The organism is Streptomyces sp. NPDC033845, assembly GCF_055576225.1.
Genome location: NZ_JBVIRI010000036.1, coordinates 1 through 24,580 on the forward strand (window position 1 = coordinate 1; position 24,580 = coordinate 24,580).

Consider the following 24,580-nt stretch of genomic DNA (forward strand, 5'->3'; position numbering starts at 1 on the left):
CAGCAGCATCGGCTACCGCAGCCCCGCCGAATACGAGACCGCCCTGGCGGCCTGACCAACACACCAACCGTGTCCGTCAAAGCGGAACAAGCTCAGAACTGCCTTGATCTACTGCGGAATCGACTGGGCCGAACGCACCCACGACGTCGCCCTGGTCGACGACACCGGCAGGTTGGTGGCCAAGCGGCATATATCCGACGACGCCGTCGGCTACAAGCTGCTGCTGGAGCTTCTCACCGAGCACGGCGACACCGAGGAGAACCCGATCCCGGTGGCCATTGAGACCCCCCGCGGCCTGCTGGTCGCCGTGCTGCGGACCGGCAAGCGGAAGGTGTACGCGATCAACCCGCTGGCCGCCGCCCGCTACCGCGACCGGCACAGCGTCTCGCGCAAGAAGTCCGACCCTGGCGATGCCCTTGTCCTGGCGAACATCCTGCGCACTGATAGGCACGCCCACAGGCCCCTGCCCGATGACTCCGACCTCGGCCGGGCGATCGCCGTCCTCGCGCGCGCTCAGCAGGATGCACTGTGGAACCGGCAGCAGCTAGCCAACCAGCTCCGCTCCCTGCTGCGCGAGTACTACCCGGCCGCCCTGGACGCCTTCGCCACCTGGGCCAACGGCCTGTGCCGGCCCGAGGCGCGTGAACTCCTCCAGACCGCCCCGACGCCGACGCGGGCGGCACGCCTGACCCGCACCCAGCTCCAGGCCGCCCTCAAAGGGGCCGGCCGCAAGCGCGGCATTGACACCGAGGTCGATCGCCTCCGTGATGTCTTCCGCGCCGAGTGCGCGCACCAGCCGCCGCTTGTCGAAGACGCTCTCGGCAAGCAGATGCTCGCCCTCCTCATGCAGCTAAACGCCGCCTGCACCGCCGCTGACCAGCTCGCCAAGGCGGTGGAGGACGCGTTCCCTCAGCATCCGGACGCTGAGATCCTCCTGAGCTTCTCCGGGCTCGGCATCCAGCTCGGCGCCCGGATCCTGGGAGAGATCGGGGATAATCGCACCCGCTTCGCCGATGCCCGGGGCCTGAAGGCATACGCCGGCTCCTCACCCATCACCCGCGCCTCCGGCAAAAGGTCGAGTATCACGCGGCGGTGGGTGAAGAACGACCGGCTCAACCACGCCGGCTACCTCGGGCATTGGCCGCTCCGAACGGATCCCCCGGGGCCAAGGCCCACTATCGGCGCCGTCGCGACGAGCACGGAGACTGGAACGCCGCCGCCCGGAGGAACCTGTATAACCGCATGCTCGGCCACCTCTACCACTGTCTGCAGAAGCGAGAGTTGTTCGACGAACGCACCGCGTTCCCCATCGAACTCGCTGCTGCCGCTTGACACCTTGGCAACGTGAGGTGTCTGGCGGGCACTCGCCCACCACCATGGCCGGCGCGAGCACCTCAGCGACACGCTCCAAGCGATCGCCGGACTGCTTTCACACCAGCAGAGCGCCACCCGCGGTGCCAGTCAGCCACACCACCGAGCCGACCTGCACTCTTCGGCGCGTCACCGCCAACCATGCACGAGCTCGTTAGACGTCCGGCAGCGGCCAGCCCGGCACTGTCGAGTTGCGGCGGACGATCGACAACCGCAAACTGAAAGACACGCATCGAGGGGTGATCTTATGACTCTCAAGAACGCTTTTTTGCGTAGTGGTATTGCGGCCGCCGCACTGATGGTGGCAACGGCGTCGACAACCTACGCCAACTCGCGTGAGCAGCATGAGGCCCCACTGGCGAAAGATTCCATTACTGGGACTCTAACTTCACAAAATGAGCTGCGGCGGTTCTCATATTCAGCTGAAGGTTCAGGCGGAGGTGATCCGTTCTGGAACCAGGTCCCCCCTTCGATTATGCATAGCGGCACATCGAACTGGAAGGTGACAGGCGAGAGCACCCCGAGCGGCGGAATATCAGCCCAGATGATTTACAAGTATTCAGGCACCCAATGGACCGTTTCGTTTTTCGCCGATTCACCACCTATTCTTCCGAATAAAGCAAAATGCTCCATCGATGCGGCAGGTATTCCCGTAATCGGAATTTGCAGTGCGAAAATCGGATCTGGCACGTCCCCGAAGGTTGATTTTACAACTAAGAAGATCAATAATCCTGTATGGCGCTGGGACAATTGGAACAATCAGTGCCTAGAAGCAACTGAGGATGGAAAAAGCGTTCAAATGTCTAGATGTGCGGATCCAGCCACACCTGAGCAATCCTGGACCGAGTTTAAGATAGGGGAAAAGTGGGCCTACTGCAATGCGCAGGCGGGTGGCTGCTTGAGCACAGCACGGGGTAGCAATCTCGGATCTCAGGTTGGACTTGAAAGGTATCAACCCTCGGACAGCTCTAGATTCCTTTGGGACCCCAAAGAGAGCCCGTCATTCGCCTCAAGAGAGTTCATTCAGGAAAAGTCGTCGCAATGCCTTTCCTCTGCCATCCCAGACCGCATTGGGAGCATCTTGGTTATGAGGAATTGTTCAGAGGTTCCTCGATGGAATCCAAAGCGAGTAAATTGACGACCCTTAACGGGGAAAAGCGCAGAAGAGAGAAGCGTGGAGGTTCAGGACATGCGAGGTAATCTGCTTGCCGCGACAGTAGTAGGACTTGCATTCGCGTCAGCCGCGCTTGCGTCCCCGACCTCGGCCGTAGAGCCCAGCCCGCAGGCCGCTTTTGAAGTAGCAGGAAACATCCTGAATGGGAATAGGTCCGGATTTGAACTTGCACGGGAAGGCTATGGCCTAAAGGCGGGATCGTGGCGCAATGATGGGCAGCCGCCTGAAACCATAGAGTCCGGGATGCGCGGCCTTTTCGACGCTTACAATTCAGGCTTGGGAATAGAGGGTTCCGCCGATTACGAGATTATCAACCAGTATGGATCTCCTACGGGTTCCCATGTTAAATTGACTTTCAGTAACAGAATTGGCCTCACAAACAGCGCAAGCTGCAGGATACTGTACGATCAAAAAGATACTAGCAATACTAGATTTACTTGCGAGGCCGCCATATCCGGCACCCTTACGGATAGGCATATGAATGTTACGTACACCGTTAAACCCATAGGATAGGTGGGGTGGGTTCAACCCGTCAGCGCAACACCTGATGATCTGGGTGTCGTTGCTGATGGGAGGGTGCTGTGGCTCGGATGGGGCGACGAGGGCTGTCGGATGAAGAGAAGCGGGAGCTGTGGCAGCGCTGGAGGGACGGTGAGCCGCTCAGCGAGATCGGCCGTGCCTTTGACCGCCACGCAGGTTCGATCTTCGGCGTGGTCAAGTCCCGCGGAGGGTTCGTGTCGGCCGAGCGCCGCCGCCGTCCGGACGCGTTGCCCTGGTTGAACGCGAAGAGATCTCGCGGGGTCTGGCGAGACAGGAACCGGTGCGTCAGATCGCACTACGCCTGGGCCGGGCGGCCTCGACGGTCAGCCGGGAGATCAACCGGCACGGAGGCAGAAGTGCCTATCGGGCGGCCCGGGCCGAGGAACGGGCCTGGGATAGGGCCCAGCGTCCGCAGAAGTGCCTGCTCGCGATGAATGACGGGCTCCGGGACCTCGTGGCGGCGAAGCTCGAGGAGGATTGGTCCCCGGAACAGATTTCCGGCTGGCTCCGGGCTGCCCATCCTGAGGACGAGAGCCTGCGGATATCGCCGGAGACCATCTACCGGAGTCTGTTTGTCCAGGCCAGGCGTGTGCTTGCCCAGGAGCTGATTGGGCGCCTGCGGTCTGGACGCGCGATGCGTCGCTCCAAGAAGGCGAGAGCCTCCGGGCAGGGACGTGGCGGGATCACCGATGCGGTTCCGGTCGGCCAGCGGCCGGTCGAGGTCGAGAGCCGGGCGGTGCCCGGGCACTGGGAAGGCGACCTCATCGCAGGCCGCGGAAACACTCACGTCGCCACGCTTGTGGAGCGGCATTCACGCTTCGTGATGCTGGTCAAGGTGCCGGGCAAGGACACCGAGAGCGTCGTGTCCGCCCTCATCAGACAGTTGTGCAAGCTCCCACCGTCCTTGCGGGACACTCTCACCTGGGACCGCGGGATGGAACTGGCCGACCACAAGCGGCTTGCCGCAGCGACCGGTTTCAACGTGTATTTCTGCGACCCTCGCAGCCCCTGGCAGCGAGGGACCAACGAGAACACCAACAGGCTCCTCCGCCAGTACCTGCCCAAGAAGACAGACCTGTCACAGCACAGCCAGAGCAGCCTCGACCGCATCGCCGAAAGGCTGAACCAGCGGCCGCGGAAAGTACTCGGATACGCCGCCCCGGCAGATAGGCTTCCCACGGCCGTTGCGCTGACGGGTTGAATCCACCCTGCAGACTTGGCGCCGTATCGGCACCTCCGTGAGAGTTCGGTCAGGGTGCGGCCAGAACGTCGTGGGTGCCGATACGGCGCCAGACAACGTGCCGGGCGCCGCGGACCACCTCCGGTCCGTACTGCCACGTCGCCCGGCCGTTCCCATCCCAGGTGAGTTCAAAGACACCGGGAGCGCGGCGTACGCCCTTCACGCGGAGGCCCGTGCGGAAGCCCACTCCGGTGCGGGGCGTGTCAGCGTTCTTGTGTAAGTCGTCTGGTGTCATTGGATGCTGAGCCGGTCCTCGAAGAAGAGTGAGAACTGGTTCAGTGCCTCTTTCCAGTGTGCGGCGACGTGGTTCGCGTCGCGCGCTTTGGGGTTGATCTGCTCGCGGACCGCGAGGTAGAGGACCTTCAACGCGGCCTGTTCCGAGGGGAAATGGCCGCGGTTGCGGGTGGCCTTGCGGAGCCGTGAGTTCATGGATTCGACCATGTTCGTGGAGTAGACCACGGTCCTTATGGCCGGCGGGAACGCCAGGTATGGCGTGAACTCCGGCCAGGCCGACCGCCAGGTCCGGACGATCGCCGGATAGCGTTCGCCCAGCTCAGAGACCTCGAAGGCATCGAGGGCCTGCTCGGCCGCGGCCTCGGTCGGGGCCGTGTAGATGGCCAGGGCCGGGACCAGCTTCGGGTGGTCCCGCGAGGACGAGAGTCTGAGCGAGGATCTCGTCAGGTGGATCACGCACGTCTGGACGGTGGTCTTGGGCCAGGTCGCGGTCACCGCGTCCGGCAGGCCCTTCAACCCGTCACAAACCACGATGCAGACGTCCTCGATGCCCCGGTTCCGCAGCTCGGAGAGGACCGCCATCCAGGTGCTGGCGCCCTCGCCCTCGGAGCCGATCCACAAGCCCAGGACGTCTTTCCTGCCGTCCATGTCGACGCCGACGGCCAGGTAGACCGGCTTCGAGGTCACCGACCCAGAGCGGATTTTCACCCACAGTGCGTCGATGTAGATGATCGGCCAGATTGCGTCGAGAGGCCGGTTCTGCCAGGTCACGAGCTCGTCGATCACGGCGTCGGTGACCTTGCTGATCAGGTCCGGGCTGACCTCGACGCCGTAGATCTGGGCGAGGTGCGAGCGGATGTCGCGCACGCTCATCCCGCGGGCGTAGAGGGAGAGGATCCGGTCGTTGAACCCGGCGAGGCGGCGGGCGTTCTTCGGTACCAGCCGCGGTTCGAAGTCGCCGTTGCGGTCCCGCGGCACCGCCAGAGTGACCGCGCCGGCGTCGGTGAGGACCGTCTTGGGCGAGGTCCCGTTGCGGGAGTTCCCCGACCCGTGACCTGCAAGATCTCCGCGTTCGTAGCCGAGGTGTTCACTCATCTCGGCTTCCAGGGCCCGCTCGAGGACGGCCTTGGTGATCTCCGTCAGGAGCCCGCCCTCACCGAGCAGTGCCGCCCCCGAGGCGTCAGCCTTCTCGAGCAGTCGCTCGACCACCTCGTCGACCGTCTTGTCGCCGGCCACGGACGCGGCCGCTTCGTCTTTGTCTGCCATGACTCGTCCGATCCGCCTGGCCCACAGGCCCGAGGCCGAGCCCCGGGCCAGGCTTCCACATCACGGACTTACACGATCTTTCAGACACGCTCCCGGTGCGCAAGTCGTCGACGAACGCGGTGACGGTGCGGCGGAACTTGCGGCGTTGTTCGGGGGTGAGGCGGTCGAGGTCGGCGGTGAAGCGGGGCAGGGCCTCGTACGTGGGCACGGCGAACTCCTCCGGGAAACACGAAGCCCCCGGCCGGTGGCCGGGGGCGGTGGTGGCTGCTCGTGGTGAAGGGCGTCGGTGACGCGATGCGCTCAGTGGTGGTGGCTTGTCGGGGATGCGGTGCGCTGGTGTGTGCTCAATGACGGTGGAGTCGGTTTCCGTGCGTTTTCGTGGCTGGTGGTGCTCGTGTGGTTGGCGCGCAGCATTCGCACGGCATCGTCAGGCGTCGCCGTAGCGGTCCCGCATCGCCTTCGCCCACTGCTCGGGCCGGGCCGTCTGGCAGTCAGGGCACCGGCGTCTGGTGACGCGCTCGGCAGTGGGGAAGTCGGACTGTGCGGAGCGCACCTGGAGCACGTCCAGGAGCAGCCGTTCGTCGCAGAGGGGGCAGGGCTGTCCGTACCTGGTGATCGTCATGGCGGGAGAGTGCACACACCGCTGGCCTACGGTCTCGGGCTGCGGCGGCGGCCCGCCAGGCGGGTGCCACGGTAAAGACTTCCTGATGGCCTCCCGCCCGGCGGGAAGGACCCCGGATCACGCTTCTGTGCAGGTAAAGCCCGGTGTTCCATGGGCCGATGATCAGCCAAACACCGTTCCGTCCGGGAGACGGGCGCTATCTCTTCCGCGGCGTGATGGTCGGCGACGGCCACCGCGGGGCGGGCACGTCGCTGCGCGCCGCGCAGGACGAGGCCGGTGTCCCGCCCGGGATCTGGAGAGGCCGGGGCCTGGCCGCGGTCGGCCTGGTAGCCGGGGATGTGGTGACCGAGCGGCAGGCCGAACTCTTCCTGGGAGAGGGCCGGCACCCGGACGCCGACCGGATCGAGCGCGAGCGCCTGGAGGCGGGCGACGATCCGGCGAAGGCCCGGCGGGCGACCGTGCTGGGCAGGCCCATCGAGCACAGCCGCTCACCCAAGACCGACAAGGCCAAGGAGCGGATCCCCTTGCTCGGCATGCACCTGGTGTTCCGGCCCCCGCCGACGGCCCACATCGCGTGGGCGCTGGTGGATGACGAGGATCGTCGGGTGCTGGAGCTGTGCCAGGACATCGCCCGGGACAAGACGCTGGAGTGGCTGGGGGATTCGGTCGCGCAGATCCGGTGGAAGGGCGGCGGCAAGCACCGGGCCGGCGTCCGGGACGGGCTGATCGTCGCGGTCTTCCGGCACTACGAGTCCAGAGCCGCGGAGTCCAAGCCACTCCTGCATGATCATGCGCTTGTGTCGATCCGTGCCCGGCGGCCGGACGACAAGGGCACGTGGGGGAACCTGTCGGCGGATTCGGTGCTGGCCCACATTGTTGCGGCCGACACCCTGTACGTACTGACCTTCATGGAGGAGGTGACCGCCCGGCTAGGGTGGGCGTGGGAGCCGCGCGAGGTAACGCCCGGCCGCCGCCCTGTCATGGAGATCGCGGGCATCGACCAGCGGCTCATCGGCTGGCAGTCGACCCGCCGGCAGCAGATCGAGGACGCGCTGCCCATCATCACGGCGGAGTACGAAGCCGAGCACGGGCATGCGCCGGGGGAGCGGGCCGGCTACGCGCTGGCCTGCCAGGCCGCCGACCGGACGCGCCCGCACAAGCGCAAGGAGCTGCGGTCGCTGTCGGAGCTGCGGGCGGTCTGGCGGGAGTTGGCGATCGGCAGGTTCGGCGCCGACGTCATCGACGGGCTCGCGGAGCGGGCGCGGGCGGCAGCGGCGGCGGTGTGGGCGCGGGTGCGGCCGGTGGTCGACGTTGTCCTGGCGGCCGTCGATGTCGTGGCCGTGGTGTATGTGATGCGCGGCGCCTTCAAGCGCCACCACCTCCTCGCCGAAGCCCGCCGCCACCTCGCCTACGTCCTGCGCGGCCGCCCCCACCAGCCCGGCCTGGACGAGGAGATCGTTCAGACGGCCATCGACGAATACACCCGCCCGGCCAGCCGGAGGACGCTGACCGCCGACCTGGGTGCCCTGTACCCGCACGACACCGAGGACCAGGCTGTGCTCCGCGCGCTGACCCGCAAGCGGTCCGCCGGACCTTACGAGCGGGCCCGCCTCGCCGCCGGAGCGCTGACCGCCCGCGTCCACGCGCTACGCCGTGCAGACCGCCTGAACTCTCGGCCCCGGCCGCACATCGTCACCGTGCCGACCACGCCGATCTCTCGCCCGAGCTTGCGCACGGCGCAGAGGGCCGGCCGGGAGACGGAGCCGATGACGGACGTCGCCGCGGTGGAGCTGACCAGCCGGACTCTGGAGGCCGCCGCGGCCGAGATGGCCGCCCTGCTCCAGGCCGGCGTCCGTGAGCGAGTCGCCGCCCGCAGTTGCTCTCTCAAGCCCGTGGCGGCCTCGCCGCCGAGCGCCCAGCAGCCTGTCCGGCCCGCGCCGGGCCGGACCACATTCACCGGAGGAGTCGCATGACCACTACGCCGCCCGCGGACCCGAGGATCGAAGCCGTCGCCGCCCGACTGAAGGAGGCCGCTCACAAGCGCGCCGAGGCATACCCGCCAACGCACTGGCCGATGTGGAAGCGGCCCCGGAAGCCGAAGTCCATCAAGGCGCGCAAGGAGGAGCTGGCCAAGCAGCGCAAGCGGCTCAAGTCGGCCGGTGTCCGACGGTTCTGCGGCGCCCAGGCGCGCCGGCCCCGGCCCCGGCAGAGCCGCATCGGTAGCGCCGCCGCTCGCCGTGACGCCCGCACCTTGTCCCGGATGCGGCACTCCAACGCCTGGCTGTGGTGACGACACCTGGCATCGTCCGCCGAGCGGCTCGCCTGGGATCGGCACCGGTGGAGGCCGTCGGGCGGTGCACCCGGTGGCCTGCCACTCTCAGGAGCGCCACGATCCTGCACAGCTGACCGATCACTGTGTTCGGCTCATGGCAGGCTGTCCTCCTGAGCGCTGAGGGGGAGGGGGAGGAATGGCGGAGGTCGGGGGATGGATCTGGGGATGCAACCTGCGGTCGTTCTTGGAGTTGCTGTCGCACTACGTGGGCTATGGCTTCGATGCCACGGACTGGGAGACGGTGGCGTTGGCGATCGAGGCGACCGATGACGAGCGGGCCGATGGCTGGTATGCGTACCCGCTGGTCGGCGAACACCGCAAGGTCGAGGTTCGGCTGGCTCGCGCGGTCGGGGGTGATGAGGTCATGCTGGTCGTGGAGGGGGCTCTGACACCCGAGCTGGAAGTGCGGGCGGATACCTTGCTGGCCGCCTTCTCAGCAGGCTGACCAAGATCAACTCGGCCCGTTGCCCGCATGAGGTGACGGACCCACGCAGTAGCCGTGGGGGAGAGGTTCCCCTCCTCCCCGAAGAGCTGGCTTGCAGACGGACCCACCACAGGTGCCGCACCTCAGACTGGGTGTTCCGTCCGGCGGACTGTGACTCCCAGCTCGGCCAGGGCGTCCACGACCACCGTGGCCGGGTCTCCAAGAGGCGTCAGGTCGAACCACTCTCCTCGCACCGGGTACTCCGCGAACCGCTCGTGCAGCACCGCTTCGTAGTCGCCCTCCACCTCCAGGAGCGCCAGCAGGCGGGCGGGCTGCCCGGTCTGGAGCTGCGCCATCCGCGCCTTGAGCGTGGCGGTGGTCCGACCGACCTTCGTCACGGGGACCCCTCCAGCGCAACGACGTACGTCCGCATGCTCCCCACCGGAGCCCGGGATGCCGGCACCCTTGGAGAGGAAGGCGCGCAATGCGCGGACTCCTCCTCGTCTTCCAGCTCCTCGGGCTTGATCCACCGCACGAGCGGGGTGCTCCCGCCCTGAACGGTGAGGGTCTTGCCTATGGGCGTGCCGTCGGCCCGAAGCGTGGTCCGCACGATCTGCGTGACGAGCACCCGGCCCTCGTAGCCGAGCGCCTTGAGCTCGTCCGCCGTTGCGTACCGGGAGCTGACCTCCGTCTGCTCCCGGACTGCTTCACCTCGGTGGGGGTGAAGGTGGCTACGGCACGGACACTCAGTGGGGTTCTCCATGGCTGCGAACCTATGGGCGCCGGATCCAGCACGCAGGGCCTCCGGGATATGCCTCCAGGCGCCGCCCGGCTCGTGTAGGGGAGGGCGAGCCTTCGTACAGGATCGATGTCGATGCCCTTCCACGGGCGCAGCTCCCGGTACCGGGAACCGGCCGGCCGCTGACCGGCTCGGGGCAAGCCCAAGGGGAGCCTGGGCAAGCCATCGCGAAGACCGGCTTGCCCACCGCGGTCAGCGGCATTCCGGGCAGGCGGCATCGGCCACGGTCATCCGGCCTTCCCGGCGAGGGCCCGGCTGACCGATGACGGGTGACCGATGACCGGTCACTGTCCCGGCCGGGAGTTGCACGGACCGGTCACAGCGCTGACGTGCTGGTTGACCGATTGCGGGAGGCGGATCGGTCACAGCCGGCCTGCCGACCGGTCACGGCCTCTGCTGGGCAAGCCCTCGCCTAGGAGGGCTTGCCCAGCGTCCAGATCACGTGGCGGGACAGCTTCCGAGGTCGTGGCGCCACCGTCTGGGACCCGACGGTCCGGAGCCGGCTTACGCCTCCTCGCCGGCCGTATACCGGAGCCATGAGACGAAACAAGCAAGAGATCCCGGCCGTGCTCGGGCAGTGCGATGCGGGCGACATGTGGCTGGCCCTGGCGTGCCTTCACGCCGGACACCGCGACCCGGTCGGCCGTCTCGTGCCGTTCGAGCGACCGGAGGCGCTGCTGTCCCTCACCGAGCCGGACGAGGTCCTGTTCACCGCGCGGGTGGAGCTGTCCGGGATGGAGACAATGGGCCACCTCCACGACCTCATCCGCACAGTCACCCACGGCGTCACTGCGGAACTGGGCTACATAGGGCCCGGGGTCGCGCTGGAAGTCATGGTCGGCAAGCGCCACGAACTCGCCCTGCACCCGGCCCACGTCCAGGGCCTCACCCGGCTCCTGCGCGACGCCGTCACCACCATCGACGCGCACAGCACGCCCGGCGGCGGCCTGTGCTCCCACTGCCACGGAACGGGCCGTGCGCATCCCCTGTGGGCGCCGGCGGCCGGGCAAGCCTGAGCACTTGGGCAAGCCGTAGGCGGCCCTGGGCAAGCCCTCCTCGAAATGGGCTCGCCCAGGGCTTGTGGCTAGGGGGGTTCCCGTCCCGGGCGCGGGACGTCGGCGTAGACCCGGGCCCTGACCCCGGGCTCCGCGATGTGCTGCTCGTCGATCGGTTTCACGAGCTCTGCGCTGGGACCGGGCTGGTTCGCCGCCGGCTTTGGGTCCACCCGCACGAGGGGCCTGACTCAGGCCGCCGTGCGGTCGGCTCTGTCGGGGTGCGGCCCCCGTCGCGGCCCTGGTGGCCAGGGCCGCACCCCGTACGTCCGAACGTACTCCACGGCCGAGACCAACGGTCTGGCATTTTCGCTGGCGGCCGCGCTCTGAGGCCTCACCCGTTCGCGCCCGGCCGGGAGACGGTGGGGTGCGCCGAGGACAAGCTGGGCGCATGGTCGCGAAGCTGTTCGTCTACCTGCCCGATGAGCAGGGCTGGCGCCGGGTCCGCTACGACGGGGTCGCCATCGGCGTCGCGCACCGACCGGCCGACATCCGCGTCTTCCTTGCGGCCGCTGGGCTGGAGGACGCCGACGACGTAGACCTCACCGACCCCGACCCCGACCCCGACCCCGACTTCGTGGAGTGGCGAGGTGCTGGCCCGGAAGCTGTGCCGGGACACGCTAGATGTCACAGGGAGAGGTAGTGGTCTGCGGCTTCCGACGACTGGGACACGCTGGTTGTCACCAGTTGGCCGAGCCTGTTGGCACCTCTGGTTCGCGGTCAGTCGTGTTGTCACCAGATCCGGAGAACTCTCTTGCCCTTGATCCGGTGGTTGTCTGGGGCATGGACTTGCCGCCTTGAGATCGTTTCCGGTCTCTTACCCTCGACTCAGACATCCCGGGGAGACGACTTGATCACGGAGTACCAGCAGAGGCTGCGCGAGCGCTACATCGGTGCCCGCGTCATGCCGGCCCCGGAGCCGTGGCGGCCGGTGCTGGACCGCAGGACACCCGTCGGGGGTCTGCTCGGCATTGGCTTCGCTGTCCATCCCGACAGCGGGCACGACCTCGTCATGGTCGTGTCCAGCGATGGTCATGGACTCTTTGACGCGGTCACAGGCGAGAAGGTCGCCCGCGATCGGGACCCGAACCTCAACACCAGTACTCCGGACGCGTCGCAGGAGCTCACGTGCCCGGGGCTCGGCCCGATCGAGGGCATGCCGGTGCGTATCGCCGGGCTCTTCGGCGGTGGCCTGCACAGCACCACTTCGGACGGCTGGAGCCTGGACGTCGTCAGCCCCCAGTGGCCCCACGACCGCGTCATCCTCTCCGCCGACGGCGGGTCGAATGAGGGCCCGGCGGGAGGGACGTGGTGGCACATCTTCCACTCCGACTACTCAGAACTCCGCGCAGCCGGGTTCTCTCCCTCCGGCCGGACCCTGGCGGTCGCCACCAGCAGCGACCTCACCCTCTGGACCCGACCTGAACTCCACTCTGACGACTGAGCGGACAGAGATTCAGCAGGCGCGAATGCTGTCCTGTCGCATTCCAGTTGCCAGGTCGTGCGGTTCTGCCTGCAGTGCTGCCAGATGGTCTGGTAACGCGGTCCGATGTCATTCTCGGACGAATCGGCCTTCTCGGAAGGAATCGCGCGCCGGGGATCCGATTCCCAGGCACTCGGCGCCCAGACATAGCCGCAGACCGGTCACCCCGCAGCCGGGCGACGAGGCCGGTCGCGGTGAGCGCGCCAGGCGGCGAGCGCTTCGGCACGGCTGCCGGCCGGATGCTCGGCATGCCAGTCACGCAGAAAGCGATTGAGCTCGAACTGCGAGCCGATCTCCTGAAGCTGGACAGCGGCCGGGCGCGTGGCGTGCCAGTGGGCGATGGCATCGGCCAGTGTGCGCCCTGCACTTTCGGCTACGAATGTCCGCATATAGCGGTCGAAGTGGAAGCCCTGGCCGATCTCGCGGCGGAAGTACTCGCGCAGCACCTGACTGCACCGCTGGCCCTCGGGAATCACGGTGAACCCGTTCACTGGAGCGGCGAGCTGGAGGCCGGCGCTGCGCGCCCGGGGCGGTGCGGCCGGCGGGGCGACGCCGTCCAATGCGGCCCGTAGCCGGTCCGTCAGTGCCGCCTTCCCACCGCCCCGCGGCACCCCGAGCTCGCGGGCGAGCACGGTCAGCTCGGCCAGCGTCCAGTACCAGCGGGACAACTCGTCTCCGCTCAACGTCGCACTCAGTTCTGGGCGCGTCTCAGCACCCGCATTCGAACTCATGTGCCCATGATAGGAGAGGTGGTTACGCGCGGCGTTCGACGAGACGAACCGGCGGCCCACCGCGACGCGGTGAGAATCGGGCGGCTCGGATGAGACCGAGTGAGAATCCGTCAGCTGCACTGCGACAGGACAAATGCCCTCCTCCTAGCCTTGTCCGCGATAGCCGGACGAAGAGGTCTGTCCCGTGTCCGGGGGCCGGCGGCGCCCAGGGGTACATGTACCGGTATGGCGCGTGAACGGATCCGGTGGCCTCTCGTTGTGGACCGCGCTCGGGAGATCGTGGACGGGTACGCGCCGCTCAAGGTGACCTTGAGGCAGGTCATGTACCGCCTCGCCGCCGAGGGCGTGCTGCCGCACACACCATCGATGTACCGGCGGCTGTCCTCGCGGCTGGCCCAGGCCCGGCGGGAGGGCCGCTTCCCCGACCTGATTGACACCATGCGCGAAGTCCATGTCGCGCCGGCCTGGCCGAGCGCGGGCGCGTTCGTCGCCGAGATGCCCGACTGGTTCCGCCTGGACCGCACCGTCGGTCAGGAGCGCGCCCTGTACGTCGCGGCGGAGAAGGACACTCTCCGGCAGCAGTTGACCGGCTGGCTCGAGTTCGCGGGCATCCCCGTGCTCATCGTCCGCGGCTTCAGTTCCCAGTCCTACGCCGACGTCGTCCGCGACCGCGTCGCCCACGAGCAACGCAAAGCCCACCTTGCCGTGGTCGGGGATTTCGACTGCTCCGGCGAGGACATCGAGCGGGACTGGGTGCAGCGCACAGGGTGCTGGAGCTCGGTGACCCGGGTGCTGCTCACTCGCGAGCAGGTCCGCGCGTACGGTCTCCCGGCGACCGAGGGCAAGCGCGACGACCCGAGATGGCCGGCCTTCGCACGCCGCTACGGCTTCGACATCGAGCACCCGGTCCAGTGGGAGGTAGAAGCGCTGGAGCCGGACGAACTCCAGCGCCTGGTCCTCGCCGCCGTCGACCCGTACATCGACCGCGACGTCCTCGCGAAGCAGATCGCCCGCGAGGAACAGCAACGCCGCGCCCTGGAGAGATTCGCCGGGCGGTGGGGTACGCGGAATGAGGAGCCGTAGGCCGGGCCTGTGCGGCTCCGGCTCGGAGGGTCAGCGGCGTCCGACGGTGCCGAGAACGAGGACGTAGGGGATCACGCAGAAGGCGCCGAGGTTGGTGGCGACGATCAGGGTGAGGAACAGCCAGTAGGCGAAGCCGTTGCCGTGGGAGGAGGCGAGGAGCCACCCGTACGTGAGGGCAGTGAGGATGCCGGTGAGGGCGAGTCCGGCCGCCCAGCCCGTCTTGCTCAGCCCGAAGCCGAGGCCGATGTAGGCCCAGAACAGGGCGGGGCCGGCGACGGCCGCGATGGCCAGGAAGACCGGGAAGTCGATGTCCCGGCCGCTCATGTAGTCCGTGAGCTCAGGTACCGAGATGAAGGTCATTAAGCCCATGTAGGCGACGGCGATGACGACGAAGACGGTGGTGAGTACGCGGGCGGCGCGGGTGGTGGGAGGGGTGTTCGCGGCGTCGGTCATGAGGCGGTGGACTCCTTCTCCTACGGCGGGCAGGGCAGTCGGCCCCGCTCCGGTATAGCCGCTCCGGGCCACAGGGGTGCGGGCTTCCACGCAAGGCACCTCCGGCCGTGACGAACCCGCCACCCGAAGCGGTGACGATCGCGCCACCGCTGCAACGCACTCACCCCGGCCGTGCAACACCGACGCTGCAACACGACTGCGCGTTGCAGCCCTGAGCTGCCTAAACGCGCCCAGCAGCCGTCAAGGGCTTCGTGTTGCAGACCGTGTTGCACCACCATCCGGTGCCGGGGGACGAGCCGAAGGCCCCGGGGTCACGACTGACCCGTCTCAGCGAAGGCAGGACGGTTCTCATCGAAGACGAGCGGGTGCTGGTTCGTCTCACCGAAGATGGACCGGCGCTGGTCACACGCCGAAGGCCGGGGAGCTGCCGACGCTGAGAAGGGTCAGGTCCGCTCCCGGCCAGCGGTGGGGTGTCGGCCGGGGGTGTCCGGACGGGGGGCGGGCGTCGGCGCCGGCTGGGTGGTGGTCGGATCGGTCGGCGTCCGCCTTGAATCCGGAGCGGTTTCTGTCGCTGGGTTCGGTGTCGGGGGCTGCCGGGGGTTGACGGTCAAGTCGCGAGCCGGTGTGAGATGGGCGGCGCTCTGGGGCGAGTGCTTGCTCTCCCTGTTCCTGGTCGTCCGTGCCGAGCTCGTGCTCCTCCTTGCCTCCGTGGCGCGCGGTGGGTATCTCGGGTTGGCCGATGCCGCGGCGTCGTGTTCGGCCGTCGGGTGGCTGGGTGTGGGGCGCAATGTGCTGCTGCTGTGGCTGCTCGCCGTGAGGCCGCCGGTCTCGGTCCGGCCGGTTTCGGTGCCTCGCTCGGCTCAGGTTTGTCCGGGGACGACCGTTTCTGCCATGGCTTCAAGGACCATGTCGACCAAGCCGGTCGGATGGCTGGAGGTCTCCCTTGCGCGCTGGGCGAGTTCAGCCGGGCCGCCGTCCGCGTATGCGATCAGCAAAGGGGCCACGAGGACTTCGGTCGCTGCTCGGGCTACACGGTTGGCCCATTGCTGTGACTCTGCGAGGTCGGCCAGGGCCTCAGCAGTGCGGGCCCGCCATTCCTCCTGGGGGTGGTCCTGACATACCTGCATGATGAGCCCGTGAAGTCGGGCCACGTCCTGGCTGCCGAGGTTCGGCAGTCGCTCCGCGAAGTGGCTGCTGAATTCATGCAGTGAGCTGTTTCCCATGTATCCCACGGTATGGCCCTGAGGGCCTGGGAGTCCGTACTCAGCCGAAGTCACCCAATGGAGTGATGAACCGGTCGTCGTTCGTCGTGCTGTTCGGGAGCCAGCTGGCTCGGGGCTCACCGGTCCCGCTTCTTGCCCCCTGCGTCGGCAGCTCCCCGGCCTTCGGTGCCGCTGATCAGCGCCGGTCCCTCTTCGGTGAGACGAACCGGCACCCGCTCGTCTTCGATGAGAACCGTCCTGCCTTCGCTGAGACGGGTCAACGACGTCCCGGGGCCTCCACTTCGCTGACCTCCCCGCTCAACGACGAGCCGGGCAGCCTGTCACGCCCAGTCCACGCCCAGCTTCGCGAGCGAGGCGAGCTGGTCGGCGGTGAGCTTGTCCCGTCGGCTCTTGGTGTTGGAGACCCACACACCCAGCTTCACGACCACCGGCTCCGTCTCGCCCTCGACCGCGATCTCCTCCCCGTGAGCCCTCGGGACCGGCCGGTGGGCACCTTCACGCTCAACCCACTGCGTGAGCGCCTCCAGGCCCCGCTGGAACGCCTGCTGCGCCTTGCCGGGCCCCTTCGTCGCGCGCCCTGCCGCAGGGGCGGCAGCGGGCGCCTGGACAGGTTGCACGCCGAGCTTGGCCAGCCGCTCCTGCTGCTTGGGCAGAAGCCGCGCCCAGGTGGCCGGCTGCTTCTGCTGCTGGAGCCACTTGCCGACGTCGTCGCCGTCGAAGACGACGCCCGGAGCGATGTTGGGCAGGACGCCGTCGGCGTCGACCAGGTCCGCGAGCACGCGGTAGTGGCGCTGCCAGTCCAGCGGCCAGGGACAGTCCCAGTCCTTGTCGATCGCGGTCAGCTGCGCCGAGCGGGTCATCGCGGTGTCCTCGTTCTTGCCGAGACCGTTCTTGGCGCCCTTGCGGCGGAGGTTGGCCATGTGCTGCCCGACAGGCACCATCGCCTCGCCCTCGCCCCACACCGCGTCCTGACGCGGCGCGAGGTGCCCCGTGGCCCGCCGGTAGGACCGCAGCGCGGCGAGCTTGGCCTCCCACGCCTCCTCGCCCGGCTCCCAGACCATCCCGGCCTCCGGCGCGTCCAGCAGCGTCTTGCGCCGCTCCTCCAGCTCACCCGCCCGCAGAGCCTTCCGCTGCTGGTGCACCCACCGCCCGAGCGGGAAGTCCTTGGTGACGCCGACCTCGACCTCGACGTCGTAGGGCACGGCGTGGACGCCGGTGATCTCGTTCTCCTTCCGCCACCGCAGCAGGGCCTGGTAGCCCTCCAGCCACACCAGGGACTCGGGCCGGTAGACCCGGGTGCGCAGGAAGGCCGCGATGGTCGCCGCATCGCGCGGGCTGGAGAAGTGCAGCAGCGCGGCTTCGGCGGCGGCCTGCGTGTCGTCGTCCTCCTGATCCTCGCCCTCACCCTCGCCGCCGGCCCCGACGATCTGCCCGTCCTCGTCACGCCGGACGTGAACCTTGCGCTTGCCGCTCGTGAGCGCACGGGAAGCGAGCTGCTCCACAAGTCGCTCATCATGCGAGCGGAGGCCCTGGAGGACCGCTACAAGGGGGCGGAAGCTGGCGCTGGCGACCATGTCGGTGGGGTCCTCGTTCGGCTCCAGGAACACCGGCACGATGATCCTGGCGACCTTGGTGGAGCCGTCCTTGTTGAGGCGGAGCGCCCGGCCGATGTTCTGCACGATCTCGACCTGGGAGCCGCGGGTGTCGGCGAAGCAGACGGCCTCCACGCCCCGCTCGCCGGTGATGTCGACGCCCTCACCGAGCACGCGAACGCTGGCGAGGAAGGCGCGGTGCACCCGGTGCCCGGACGCGTCGATGCCGTTGGCGAACTGGCGCAGCGCCTCACGGCGTTCGGCCACGAGGTGGTCACCGCACAGCCATGCCGACCAGACCCGGTCCGGCGGGACGTGGCGGCCGGCTTCAAGCTCGTAGAACTCGGCGTCGATCGAGGACTTCGGCAGCCTGTCGGCGGCGGCCAGATCGGCGTCGGAGGCGTCGTTGACGTACAGCGCGGCGGCGGTCTCGGGGAGCTTGTCCGCGAACGCGCGGGCCTCCTCCACCTTCTGGTGGAACGTCATGACCGTACGGAGGTTGTACGCGGCGGCGTGCTCCAGGAGCGCGGTCTGGAGGAGCGCGAGGCGCCGGCCCCGCCGGGCTTCCTCGGACTCCCCGAGAACGGGGGAGGGGTCGCGGATCTCCAGGACGTCGATCTCGAACCCGGCGGGGATCTCCCGCTCGATCGCCTCCGAGAGCCCCAGCTCCGCGAGCCACGCGCCGTACGTGCCCTCCGGGTCGTCTGCCATCGACGCGATCTCCGCCTCCTGGCCGCCGGGGCCCCGCTGCGGGCTGGCCGCGGCGAGGATGCGCGGGGTCGCGGTGAGGTAGAGCCGGAAGTCCGCCGGGATCCGCTGGTTGTCGTGGATCGCCGCCCACGGCCGCCCCAGATCACCGGCGGTTCCGTGGGCCTCATCCACGATGGCGAGGTCGAACGGGCTCATCTGCTGTCCGTAGAGCCGTTCCCCGCCCGCCAGAGCGGCCTCCAGCGGCCCGCGAACCTTCCGCTGGCCCTCGGGTGCGTCGATGTCCTCGCGGTCCACGAGAGAGGCGTACGTGGCGAACACGACGACCGGCCCGGACCCGGCCCACAGGGCGAGCTGGATCGGGTTCGTGGTGGTCCGCACCCCCAGCGAGTTCAGTGTGAATGTGCGTGCTGGTGTCAGCGGGTGGGTGTCAGCAGGTTCGGAGGGGTGCGGACCTTTGCAGGGCTGATCGTGCGAGGGCCTGATTGACTGCGCTCAGTGCATTGGCAAGGCGAGGTGGGGGCGCGGCATGGAGTGGGAGCTCGTCAGTAGTGTGGCGAATCCTTGGGGTCAGGTGCCACTGTCGGCTGGCGGGAAGAGCGTCAACCCGCGGGTGCAGGAGTACATGGCAAGGGTGGCTGCCGCGGCTGTGAGGCGAGATTGTGTTTCTCGGAGGCATCACTACGTTCCTCAGGCGTACATGAGGGCGTGGAGTTCTGACGGGAAGCGCATACGTGTTCTCGACACAGTGAATGGATTCGACAGGCTTCGTGGTCTTCGAGATACATGTGTTCAGGAGAACTTCTACCGGGTATCAGGCAGCGACGGTGAGGCGCACAATCAGGCCGAAGCGATGCTGGCAGTCATTGATGATGAAGCCGCGCGCCTTCTGCGTCTGTTGCGGAGGTGGGCGCCAGACGACGATGTGGACTTCGATGACTTCATGTCGCTGGCTGTGGTCCTTGCTTTCCAGCGGAACCGGACACCGCAGAGGAAGCGCCTGCTGGACGCTCACAGCAGGTGGCTGAGGGACCGTGCGCTCCAGGACACGTCGCCCCTCACGACTAACGGGTTCGTCGCGAGCTTCTTCCGTAGCGCTTACGGTGCTGCTGACGAGCATTCCACCCGGCAGCTCGAATTGTGGGACGATCCGCTGGGAAGGTTGATTACCTGCGATCATCCGGTATTTCTGTCGTCAGACTCCTTGGGTCAGCCTCCGTCGACGCTGACCAGTCAATATCTGTGGTGGCCCATCAGCCCGCACCGAATCCTTGCCCTCAGCCAGGACCTTCAGCCGCACAAGGTCGTACACCGGACGTTGGAGCGCAGGGAAGTCGACCGGCTGCGCACAGCTGTCATCAGAAACGCTGAATCTGCGATCATCGCGCTCCCGCACGACACCGATCTGCCTGCGGGCAAAAAGCTTCGGCGTAGACCGCAGCTCCTTGTCGACTGCAAGCCGATGAATCCGGAGGACCGGAAATGCAGGGTAAGCCTCTCGTCGCAATATGGATCATCCACTCTGGACAGGGCATGCCGGCTGCTTTGTGCGATCAAGCCGCGGATGTAGGCCTGGTGATCTTGGCTGTCGTGGGGTGACCAGGTTGCTGCCATGGGCTGCCTAGCAGTAGGGGTGCTGGCTGTCATGGGTTTGCCTATTCCTGTGTACCTGGTTTTGGCCGCGGGGTGTGCTGGTGGGCATGGGTGAGGGTGGCGGGTTGGCGCGGGGTGTGGTGGTGCGTCGGTTGTTGGCGGTGGATCAGGGGCCGGGGTCGGTGTCGTCGCTGCATGTGCGGGTGATGGCGGAGGCTGCCGGGGTGACGGTGCGGACGGTGTGGCGGTGGCTGGCGGAGGCGCGGGAGGGCCGGCTGGAGCCTGTGGGGCGGCAGGACGGGTTCGTTCTGGATGAGGAGCAGTGGCGGGTCCTGGCGGAGGTGGGTGGGAACGTTGCGGCTCTGTACCGGCTGCTGACGGCCGGCGGTTCGTCTCTGCCGGGGAGTGTGCCGTCTCTGGGGACGCTTCATCGTGTGGTGCGCCGGGATCTGCAGGCGGGGCGGGTGCTGGAGGTGGCGCGCCCGTCCCGGAACCGGGTGGAAGCCGGCCGCTACGACCGGGTCCTGGCCGAGTTGAAGCTTGAGCGGGCGGGTGAGGGCCTGCCGGTGGTCGACGCGGAACCGGTGACTCCACCGGAGCCCGGGACGGGCGGGGACGGGGAGGGGCGCATCGGTCCGGCGCGGGGTGGGGTGCGGTTGTTCGTGCCGGGGGCTCGGGTGGTGTCGACGGCGCCGGTGGCTGCGGTGGTGGAGGCAGTGGGACACACGGTGGCGGCGCGGGGGATCGGGTGTGTGTTCGGGGAGCCGGGGGTGGGGAAGACGGTGGCGGTGCAGCAGGCGTTGCATCTGCTGCCGGACCGGGTTCCGGTATGGCGGGCGGTCGTCGCGGTGAAGCCGGGCCTGCCCCAGATGCGGGCGTCGTTGCTGGAGGCGCTGGGGCTGGCGGCGGGTTCTCTCTCGCATCGTGCGCAGCCGGCCGACCGTGCCCTGGGCGAGGCGCTGCGCCGCTCCGGGGTGCTGTTCCTCGATGACGCGCAGCGCTTGTCTCCGCCGCTGTTGGATTACCTGCGGCTGCTGTGGGACGAGCCGGGCACGGCGGCGGGGCTGCTGTTGTGCGGGGCGGGCGCGGAGCGGGTGATTGCGCGGGCGCCGGCGTTGCGGTCGCGGGTGCTGACCTGGCACCAGTTCCCCGGCCTGGACCAGGAGCGACTCGTCCAGACGCTGGCGATGTTCCACGACGTGTGGGAGGGCGCCGATCCGGCGGATGTGGGATGGGCGGACGCGACGGTGGCGCGGGGCAACTTCCGTACTTGGGCGAAGATCACCTCCCACGTCTACGCCCTGACCACGCGGGGCCGGGACATACGGGTGGACCGTGCGCTGATAGAGCAGGCCTGCGCGCGGCTGGGCCCCTACCCGTAGCGGCTGGCGGTGCGGAATCGGAAGTGGGCGACGAAGGCCGGGCGGCAGGGGGGCGGTTTCATGATCAGTTCAGCCGAGGTGGGAGAGTCGGGACCGCTGGACGCGCGGGACCCGGCGCCCGGGCTTCAGGGTCCGGCGCTCGTGGCGTTGCGTGGTCCGGCTGTGCAGCGGTTGTTGCTGCTGCGGGCCCGGGGCCGGCTGTCGCGGGGGCATGTGCGTCTTGCGGGGGAGTGTCTGGGGGTGTCGGAGCGGACGGTGTGGCGGTGGCTGGCGCAGGCCGAAGCCGATCCAGATGCGGGGGCTGTTCCGGGTGCCCGGCCGGTGGACCGGTTCGAGGTGACGGCTGAGGTACGGGTGCTGCTCGCGTACTGGCGGGGCAACGCCTCAGCCGTCCACCGGCAGCTGGTGGCCCGCGCCCGGACGGCGGCTGGTGGGCCAGCCATCGTGGTTCCGGCCGGGGCACCGCTGGAGGCGGTGCCTTTGCTGGATCCGGTGCCGTCGTTGTCGACGTTCCTGCGTGCGGTGCGCCGTGATCTGACCGCGGGCGAGCGTGCGGGTCTGGCCCGGGGTCCGCAGGCGGCCCGGGCCCATGACGTGTTCGGGCGCCGCCCGACGCAGTGGCGGAACCACACCTGGGAGGCCGACCATGTCCAGGCGCCGCTGGTGGTCGACGCGGATGGCGAGCTGGTGCGCCCGTGGGTGACATGGTTCATCGACGTCGCGACGAAGACCATCACCGGGACCGCGGTCACGCCCGGCCATCCGTCCCGGGCCTCGATCCTCGCGGCCCTGCGGGCTGCGGTGCTGCGCAGCGGTCCGTACGGGCCCGCAGGCGGCATTCCTGAGCATGTTCGGGTCGATCGGGGCCGGGATTTTCTGTCGAAGACGGTCCTGGCCGCCTTCACCGACCTGAAGACCAAGTGCGAGGACCTGCCTGCCTACAGCCCCCATCTGAAGGGCACGGTGGAGAACCTCAACCGGTGTGCGGACCGCATGCTCTTCGCCGTCCTGCCCGGCTACACCCTCACCCCCAAGCCCCGGCCCGCTAAGAAGAAGCCCGATCTCGACGAGCCGTCGCCGCTGACCTTCGCCGAGTTCACCGCAGAGGTCCTCGACTGGGCACGGTGGTGGAACACCGAGCACCGCCCCGACGGCCTGAACGGCCGGACTCCCGTCGAGGCCTGGCAGGCCGACCCCACCCCCCTCTCGGACCTCCCCGAGGCCGCCTTGTGGGGGCTGATGCTGGAGGACGACGGCCGGGTCCGGAAACTGAGCAGCCACGGCGTGCGCTGGCGCGGCCGGGACTACCTCGGCGCGTGGATGGCTGGCCAGGCAGGCCGCCACGTCCGGATCCGGCACATGCCCCACCACGACCACGAGATCGAGGTCTGCGACCCGGCCGGACGCCACCTCGGCACCGCCCACCTCGCCGACGCCGCCACCCCCGAACAGCTTGACGAGCTACGCCGCACCCGCACGGTGCGGGCCCGCCGCCTGCGCGAGGACGCGAAGCAGGCCGAGGCCCTGCGCCGGCAGCGCTTCGCCCCAGCCACGACTCCCACGCCCGCCCAGCGCCTGGGCGCCCTCACGGCCGCCGAAGCCGATGCGGAACTGGCGACGTACGCCGGTAGTGACATGGCGGCCTTGGCTCTTCCGGACCTCATCCCGCCCGCCCCACCGCCTGACGACTGGAACACCCCGGCCTCCCTGCGCCCCTCCGCCCGAGAGGAGAAGCGATGACGAGCCAGCTGCCGCCGCGCGAGACCGACCACTACACCCAGCTCGCCGACGCCGCGGTCGTTACGACCCGGACGCTCCTGGCGGCCCGGGAGAACATCGCCGACACGATCGAGGCCAGGGCGATGATGTGCCTCCACGGTCCGGCCGGTGTCGGCAAGACCCTCGCTGCGAACGTCTGCCTGCGCGAGCTGGAGCAGACCCGTGGCGAGGAGGTCTGCCGGATCGCCTTCCGCGCCCGCCCCACGGCCCGAGCGGTGCGCCACGAGCTCTTTGTCGCGCTCGGTCTGCCGGGCGAACCTCCGCGTCACCCGTCCGAGTTCGATCGGCTGCTCCTGGACTCGCTGGCAGCCCAGCCGCGTACGCTGGTCGTGGATGAAGCCCAATGGCTGAATCGAGAGACGTTCGAATACTTCCGGTACATCTGGGACCACCCGTACTCGCAGATCGCAATCATCTTCGCCGGCGGTGAGGGAGCGCATACCGTGCTGCGGAAGGAACCGATGCTCTCCTCCCGCATCTTTATCTGGCAGCACGTCACCAAGCTGACCCTGGCCGAAGTTCAGCAGGTCATTCCGCTCTACCACCCCATCTGGGCCCGGACCGATCCCGCAGATATCACCTTCGCCGACCGTCATGCGGCGCACGGCAACTTCCGGAACTGGGCCCGTCTGACGGCTCATACCCTGACCGCACTCGAACGGACAGGCCGGGACCACCCCGATCAGGAAGTGCTCCGCTGGGCCTTCAGCAAGCTGGGCAGCTGAGTGTCACTTGCTCAACCGCACCGCACCTGTTGTCGTGGATCAGTGGATCCGGTACGAAGTGATCGTTCCAGAATCTAGCTGGATCTCAGTTTGATGCACTCGGTGAGGAGAGGCTGTTCGGTCCGGCCTCGCCAGGACTTCGTGATCAAGTTTTCTTGGCGGGGTGGCTGGGGAGGATGAGGTGGATCCGGGCGTGTGTGGATGGGTCCGGGGCTTGTCTTTCTAGGGGTGGTTATGGCGCAGGGGACTGTGAAGTGGTTCAACGGGGAGAAGGGTTTCGGGTTCATCTCGCCTGATGAGGGTGGTCCGGACGTCTTCGTGCACTTCTCGGCGATCTCGGGGAGTGGGTTCCGGAACCTGGAGGAGAACCAGCGGGTTCAGTACAGCGTGCAGCAGGGTCAGCGGGGCCCGCAGGCTGCGGACGTCACGGCCCTCTGAGGTGGCCTTAGCGCCCAGGACCGGACGGGTCGGCGGGCTCGCGTGCGACGAGCCCGCCGACTTGTTGCTGGCTGGGGTGGGAGCGGAGCGGACACCCTACGGGCCGTAGGCCCGGGACCCCGTGAAACGGGGTCAGCTGGAGCGAAGCTCCGGCACGGCCAGAGCGAAGCCCTGGCCCCCGGCCCGAAGGGCCGCCACCAGCTGGGCGAAGCCCAGCCGGCCGGGCAGAGCCCGGCGCCCGAAGCGAAGCGCAGGGCCGGCCCCGAAGGGGCCCGCTCCCGCGAAGCGGGAGCGTTCTCTCCTCAACGCGCAGCGTTGAGGGACCCGCTCCGCGGG

At 68.3% G+C, this 24,580-nt stretch carries 21 protein-coding genes and 2 pseudogenes; 15 read left to right on the forward strand and 8 right to left on the reverse strand.

What is annotated here, in order from left to right:
* The first annotated feature begins 103 nt into the window (after positions 1-103).
* The 3 genes and pseudogenes from ACZ50K_RS35580 to ACZ50K_RS35590 all read left to right on the forward strand — a co-directional run bounded on the left by ACZ50K_RS35580 (position 104) and on the right by ACZ50K_RS35590 (position 4,286).
* Positions 104-1,332, forward strand: a pseudogene (locus ACZ50K_RS35580) (IS110 family RNA-guided transposase).
* Positions 1,333-1,618: 286 nt separating this feature from the next.
* A complete protein-coding gene (locus tag ACZ50K_RS35585) occupies positions 1,619-2,509 on the forward strand; it encodes a hypothetical protein (RefSeq protein ID WP_468911177.1) in 891 nt (296 codons plus the stop codon).
* A gap of 617 nt (positions 2,510-3,126) precedes the next feature.
* Positions 3,127-4,286, forward strand: a pseudogene (locus ACZ50K_RS35590) (IS30 family transposase).
* A gap of 270 nt (positions 4,287-4,556) precedes the next feature.
* Here ACZ50K_RS35590 and ACZ50K_RS35595 read toward each other — a convergent pair.
* Both ACZ50K_RS35595 and ACZ50K_RS35600 read right to left on the reverse strand, forming a co-directional pair.
* Positions 4,557-5,825, reverse strand: coding sequence for an IS256 family transposase (locus ACZ50K_RS35595; RefSeq protein WP_468911180.1), 1,269 nt, complete (start codon positions 5,823-5,825; stop codon positions 4,557-4,559).
* Positions 5,826-6,252: 427 nt separating this feature from the next.
* Positions 6,253-6,447: a hypothetical protein gene (locus tag ACZ50K_RS35600; RefSeq protein WP_468911182.1), complete on the reverse strand. Its 195-nt coding sequence runs from the start codon at positions 6,445-6,447 to the stop codon at positions 6,253-6,255.
* Between the two features lie 158 nt (positions 6,448-6,605).
* On the opposite strand from ACZ50K_RS35600, the gene mobF reads away from it, so the two are divergent.
* The 3 genes from mobF to ACZ50K_RS35615 all read left to right on the forward strand — a co-directional run bounded on the left by mobF (position 6,606) and on the right by ACZ50K_RS35615 (position 9,224).
* A complete protein-coding gene (gene mobF, locus ACZ50K_RS35605) occupies positions 6,606-8,420 on the forward strand; it encodes a MobF family relaxase (protein WP_468911185.1) in 1,815 nt (604 codons plus the stop codon).
* Positions 8,417-8,737 carry a hypothetical protein gene (locus ACZ50K_RS35610; RefSeq protein WP_468911188.1) on the forward strand — a complete coding sequence of 107 codons (321 nt, stop codon included), beginning with the start codon at positions 8,417-8,419 and terminating at the stop codon, positions 8,735-8,737. The genes mobF and ACZ50K_RS35610 overlap by 4 nt, the downstream gene beginning before the upstream one ends.
* Before the next feature lie 178 nt (positions 8,738-8,915).
* Positions 8,916-9,224: a hypothetical protein gene (locus tag ACZ50K_RS35615; protein ID WP_468911191.1), complete on the forward strand. Its 309-nt coding sequence runs from the start codon at positions 8,916-8,918 to the stop codon at positions 9,222-9,224.
* 122 nt (positions 9,225-9,346) lie between these two features.
* Here ACZ50K_RS35615 and ACZ50K_RS35620 read toward each other — a convergent pair whose 3' ends face one another.
* Positions 9,347-9,601, reverse strand: coding sequence for a GIY-YIG nuclease family protein (locus ACZ50K_RS35620; RefSeq protein ID WP_468911193.1), 255 nt, complete (start codon positions 9,599-9,601; stop codon positions 9,347-9,349).
* The gene (locus ACZ50K_RS35625; RefSeq protein WP_468911196.1) at positions 9,598-9,966 is read right to left on the reverse strand and encodes a hypothetical protein; all 369 of its coding nucleotides are present in this window, start codon (positions 9,964-9,966) and stop codon (positions 9,598-9,600) included. Before ACZ50K_RS35625 ends, ACZ50K_RS35620 begins: the two co-directional genes overlap by 4 nt.
* 572 nt (positions 9,967-10,538) lie before the next feature.
* On the opposite strand from ACZ50K_RS35625, the gene ACZ50K_RS35630 reads away from it, so the two are divergent.
* From ACZ50K_RS35630 to ACZ50K_RS35640, 3 genes are all read left to right on the forward strand, one after another.
* Positions 10,539-11,018, forward strand: coding sequence for a hypothetical protein (locus ACZ50K_RS35630; protein WP_468911198.1), 480 nt, complete (start codon positions 10,539-10,541; stop codon positions 11,016-11,018).
* Between the two features lie 427 nt (positions 11,019-11,445).
* Entirely contained in the window at positions 11,446-11,697 is a 252-nt protein-coding gene (locus tag ACZ50K_RS35635; RefSeq protein WP_468911201.1) for a hypothetical protein, read from the forward strand.
* 207 nt (positions 11,698-11,904) lie between these two features.
* The gene (locus ACZ50K_RS35640) at positions 11,905-12,498 is read left to right on the forward strand and encodes a hypothetical protein (RefSeq protein ID WP_468911204.1); all 594 of its coding nucleotides are present in this window, start codon (positions 11,905-11,907) and stop codon (positions 12,496-12,498) included.
* Between the two features lie 200 nt (positions 12,499-12,698).
* On the opposite strand, the gene ACZ50K_RS35645 is transcribed toward ACZ50K_RS35640, so the two are convergent.
* Complete coding sequence (locus ACZ50K_RS35645; protein ID WP_468911207.1) at positions 12,699-13,268, reverse strand: DUF6434 domain-containing protein; 570 nt, start codon at positions 13,266-13,268, stop codon at positions 12,699-12,701.
* Between the two features lie 258 nt (positions 13,269-13,526).
* Between ACZ50K_RS35645 and ACZ50K_RS35650 the strand changes: the two genes are divergently transcribed.
* A complete protein-coding gene (locus ACZ50K_RS35650) occupies positions 13,527-14,351 on the forward strand; it encodes a hypothetical protein (protein WP_468911209.1) in 825 nt (274 codons plus the stop codon).
* 30 nt (positions 14,352-14,381) lie between these two features.
* On the opposite strand, the gene ACZ50K_RS35655 is transcribed toward ACZ50K_RS35650, so the two are convergent.
* From ACZ50K_RS35655 to ACZ50K_RS35665, 3 genes are all read right to left on the reverse strand, one after another.
* Positions 14,382-14,804, reverse strand: coding sequence for a hypothetical protein (locus ACZ50K_RS35655; RefSeq protein WP_468911212.1), 423 nt, complete (start codon positions 14,802-14,804; stop codon positions 14,382-14,384).
* A gap of 860 nt (positions 14,805-15,664) precedes the next feature.
* A complete protein-coding gene (locus ACZ50K_RS35660) occupies positions 15,665-16,027 on the reverse strand; it encodes a hypothetical protein (RefSeq protein WP_468911214.1) in 363 nt (120 codons plus the stop codon).
* A gap of 320 nt (positions 16,028-16,347) precedes the next feature.
* On the reverse strand, positions 16,348-18,708 hold the full coding sequence (locus ACZ50K_RS35665) for a helicase associated domain-containing protein (protein WP_468911217.1): 2,361 nt from the start codon (positions 18,706-18,708) through the stop codon (positions 16,348-16,350).
* Between the two features lie 244 nt (positions 18,709-18,952).
* Between ACZ50K_RS35665 and ACZ50K_RS35670 the strand changes: the two genes are divergently transcribed.
* The 5 genes from ACZ50K_RS35670 to ACZ50K_RS35690 all read left to right on the forward strand — a co-directional run bounded on the left by ACZ50K_RS35670 (position 18,953) and on the right by ACZ50K_RS35690 (position 24,244).
* Positions 18,953-19,897: a DUF4238 domain-containing protein gene (locus tag ACZ50K_RS35670; protein WP_468911227.1), complete on the forward strand. Its 945-nt coding sequence runs from the start codon at positions 18,953-18,955 to the stop codon at positions 19,895-19,897.
* A 130-nt stretch (positions 19,898-20,027) separates the two neighbouring features.
* Positions 20,028-21,302 (forward strand): AAA family ATPase, encoded by a 1,275-nt coding sequence (locus tag ACZ50K_RS35675; RefSeq protein WP_468911230.1) that lies wholly within the window; start codon positions 20,028-20,030, stop codon positions 21,300-21,302.
* A 162-nt stretch (positions 21,303-21,464) separates the two neighbouring features.
* Positions 21,465-23,042 (forward strand): Mu transposase C-terminal domain-containing protein, encoded by a 1,578-nt coding sequence (locus ACZ50K_RS35680; RefSeq protein ID WP_468911220.1) that lies wholly within the window; start codon positions 21,465-21,467, stop codon positions 23,040-23,042.
* On the forward strand, positions 23,039-23,806 hold the full coding sequence (locus tag ACZ50K_RS35685; RefSeq protein ID WP_468911222.1) for an AAA family ATPase: 768 nt from the start codon (positions 23,039-23,041) through the stop codon (positions 23,804-23,806). The genes ACZ50K_RS35680 and ACZ50K_RS35685 overlap by 4 nt, the downstream gene beginning before the upstream one ends.
* Positions 23,807-24,040: 234 nt before the next feature.
* The gene (locus ACZ50K_RS35690) at positions 24,041-24,244 is read left to right on the forward strand and encodes a cold-shock protein (protein ID WP_468911225.1); all 204 of its coding nucleotides are present in this window, start codon (positions 24,041-24,043) and stop codon (positions 24,242-24,244) included.
* The last annotated feature ends 336 nt before the right edge of the window (positions 24,245-24,580 follow it).

Bases quoted from the DNA above. Each gene is read 5' to 3' on its own strand.
- ACZ50K_RS35670 (WP_468911227.1), top strand. From the start codon at position 18,953: ATGGCAAGGGTGGCTGCCGCGGCTGTGAGGCGAGATTGTGTTTCTCGG.
- ACZ50K_RS35685 (WP_468911222.1), top strand. From the start codon at position 23,039: ATGACGAGCCAGCTGCCGCCGCGCGAGACCGACCACTACACCCAGCTC.
- ACZ50K_RS35635 (WP_468911201.1), top strand. From the start codon at position 11,446: ATGGTCGCGAAGCTGTTCGTCTACCTGCCCGATGAGCAGGGCTGGCGC.
- mobF (WP_468911185.1), top strand. From the start codon at position 6,606: ATGATCAGCCAAACACCGTTCCGTCCGGGAGACGGGCGCTATCTCTTC.
- ACZ50K_RS35645 (WP_468911207.1), bottom strand. From the start codon at position 13,268: ATGAGTTCGAATGCGGGTGCTGAGACGCGCCCAGAACTGAGTGCGACG.
- ACZ50K_RS35595 (WP_468911180.1), bottom strand. From the start codon at position 5,825: ATGGCAGACAAAGACGAAGCGGCCGCGTCCGTGGCCGGCGACAAGACG.
- ACZ50K_RS35625 (WP_468911196.1), bottom strand. From the start codon at position 9,966: ATGGAGAACCCCACTGAGTGTCCGTGCCGTAGCCACCTTCACCCCCAC.
- ACZ50K_RS35600 (WP_468911182.1), bottom strand. From the start codon at position 6,447: ATGACGATCACCAGGTACGGACAGCCCTGCCCCCTCTGCGACGAACGG.
- ACZ50K_RS35660 (WP_468911214.1), bottom strand. From the start codon at position 16,027: ATGGGAAACAGCTCACTGCATGAATTCAGCAGCCACTTCGCGGAGCGA.
- ACZ50K_RS35675 (WP_468911230.1), top strand. From the start codon at position 20,028: ATGGGTGAGGGTGGCGGGTTGGCGCGGGGTGTGGTGGTGCGTCGGTTG.
- ACZ50K_RS35615 (WP_468911191.1), top strand. From the start codon at position 8,916: ATGGCGGAGGTCGGGGGATGGATCTGGGGATGCAACCTGCGGTCGTTC.
- ACZ50K_RS35610 (WP_468911188.1), top strand. From the start codon at position 8,417: ATGACCACTACGCCGCCCGCGGACCCGAGGATCGAAGCCGTCGCCGCC.
- ACZ50K_RS35655 (WP_468911212.1), bottom strand. From the start codon at position 14,804: ATGACCGACGCCGCGAACACCCCTCCCACCACCCGCGCCGCCCGCGTA.
- ACZ50K_RS35585 (WP_468911177.1), top strand. From the start codon at position 1,619: ATGACTCTCAAGAACGCTTTTTTGCGTAGTGGTATTGCGGCCGCCGCA.
- ACZ50K_RS35630 (WP_468911198.1), top strand. From the start codon at position 10,539: ATGAGACGAAACAAGCAAGAGATCCCGGCCGTGCTCGGGCAGTGCGAT.
- ACZ50K_RS35690 (WP_468911225.1), top strand. From the start codon at position 24,041: ATGGCGCAGGGGACTGTGAAGTGGTTCAACGGGGAGAAGGGTTTCGGG.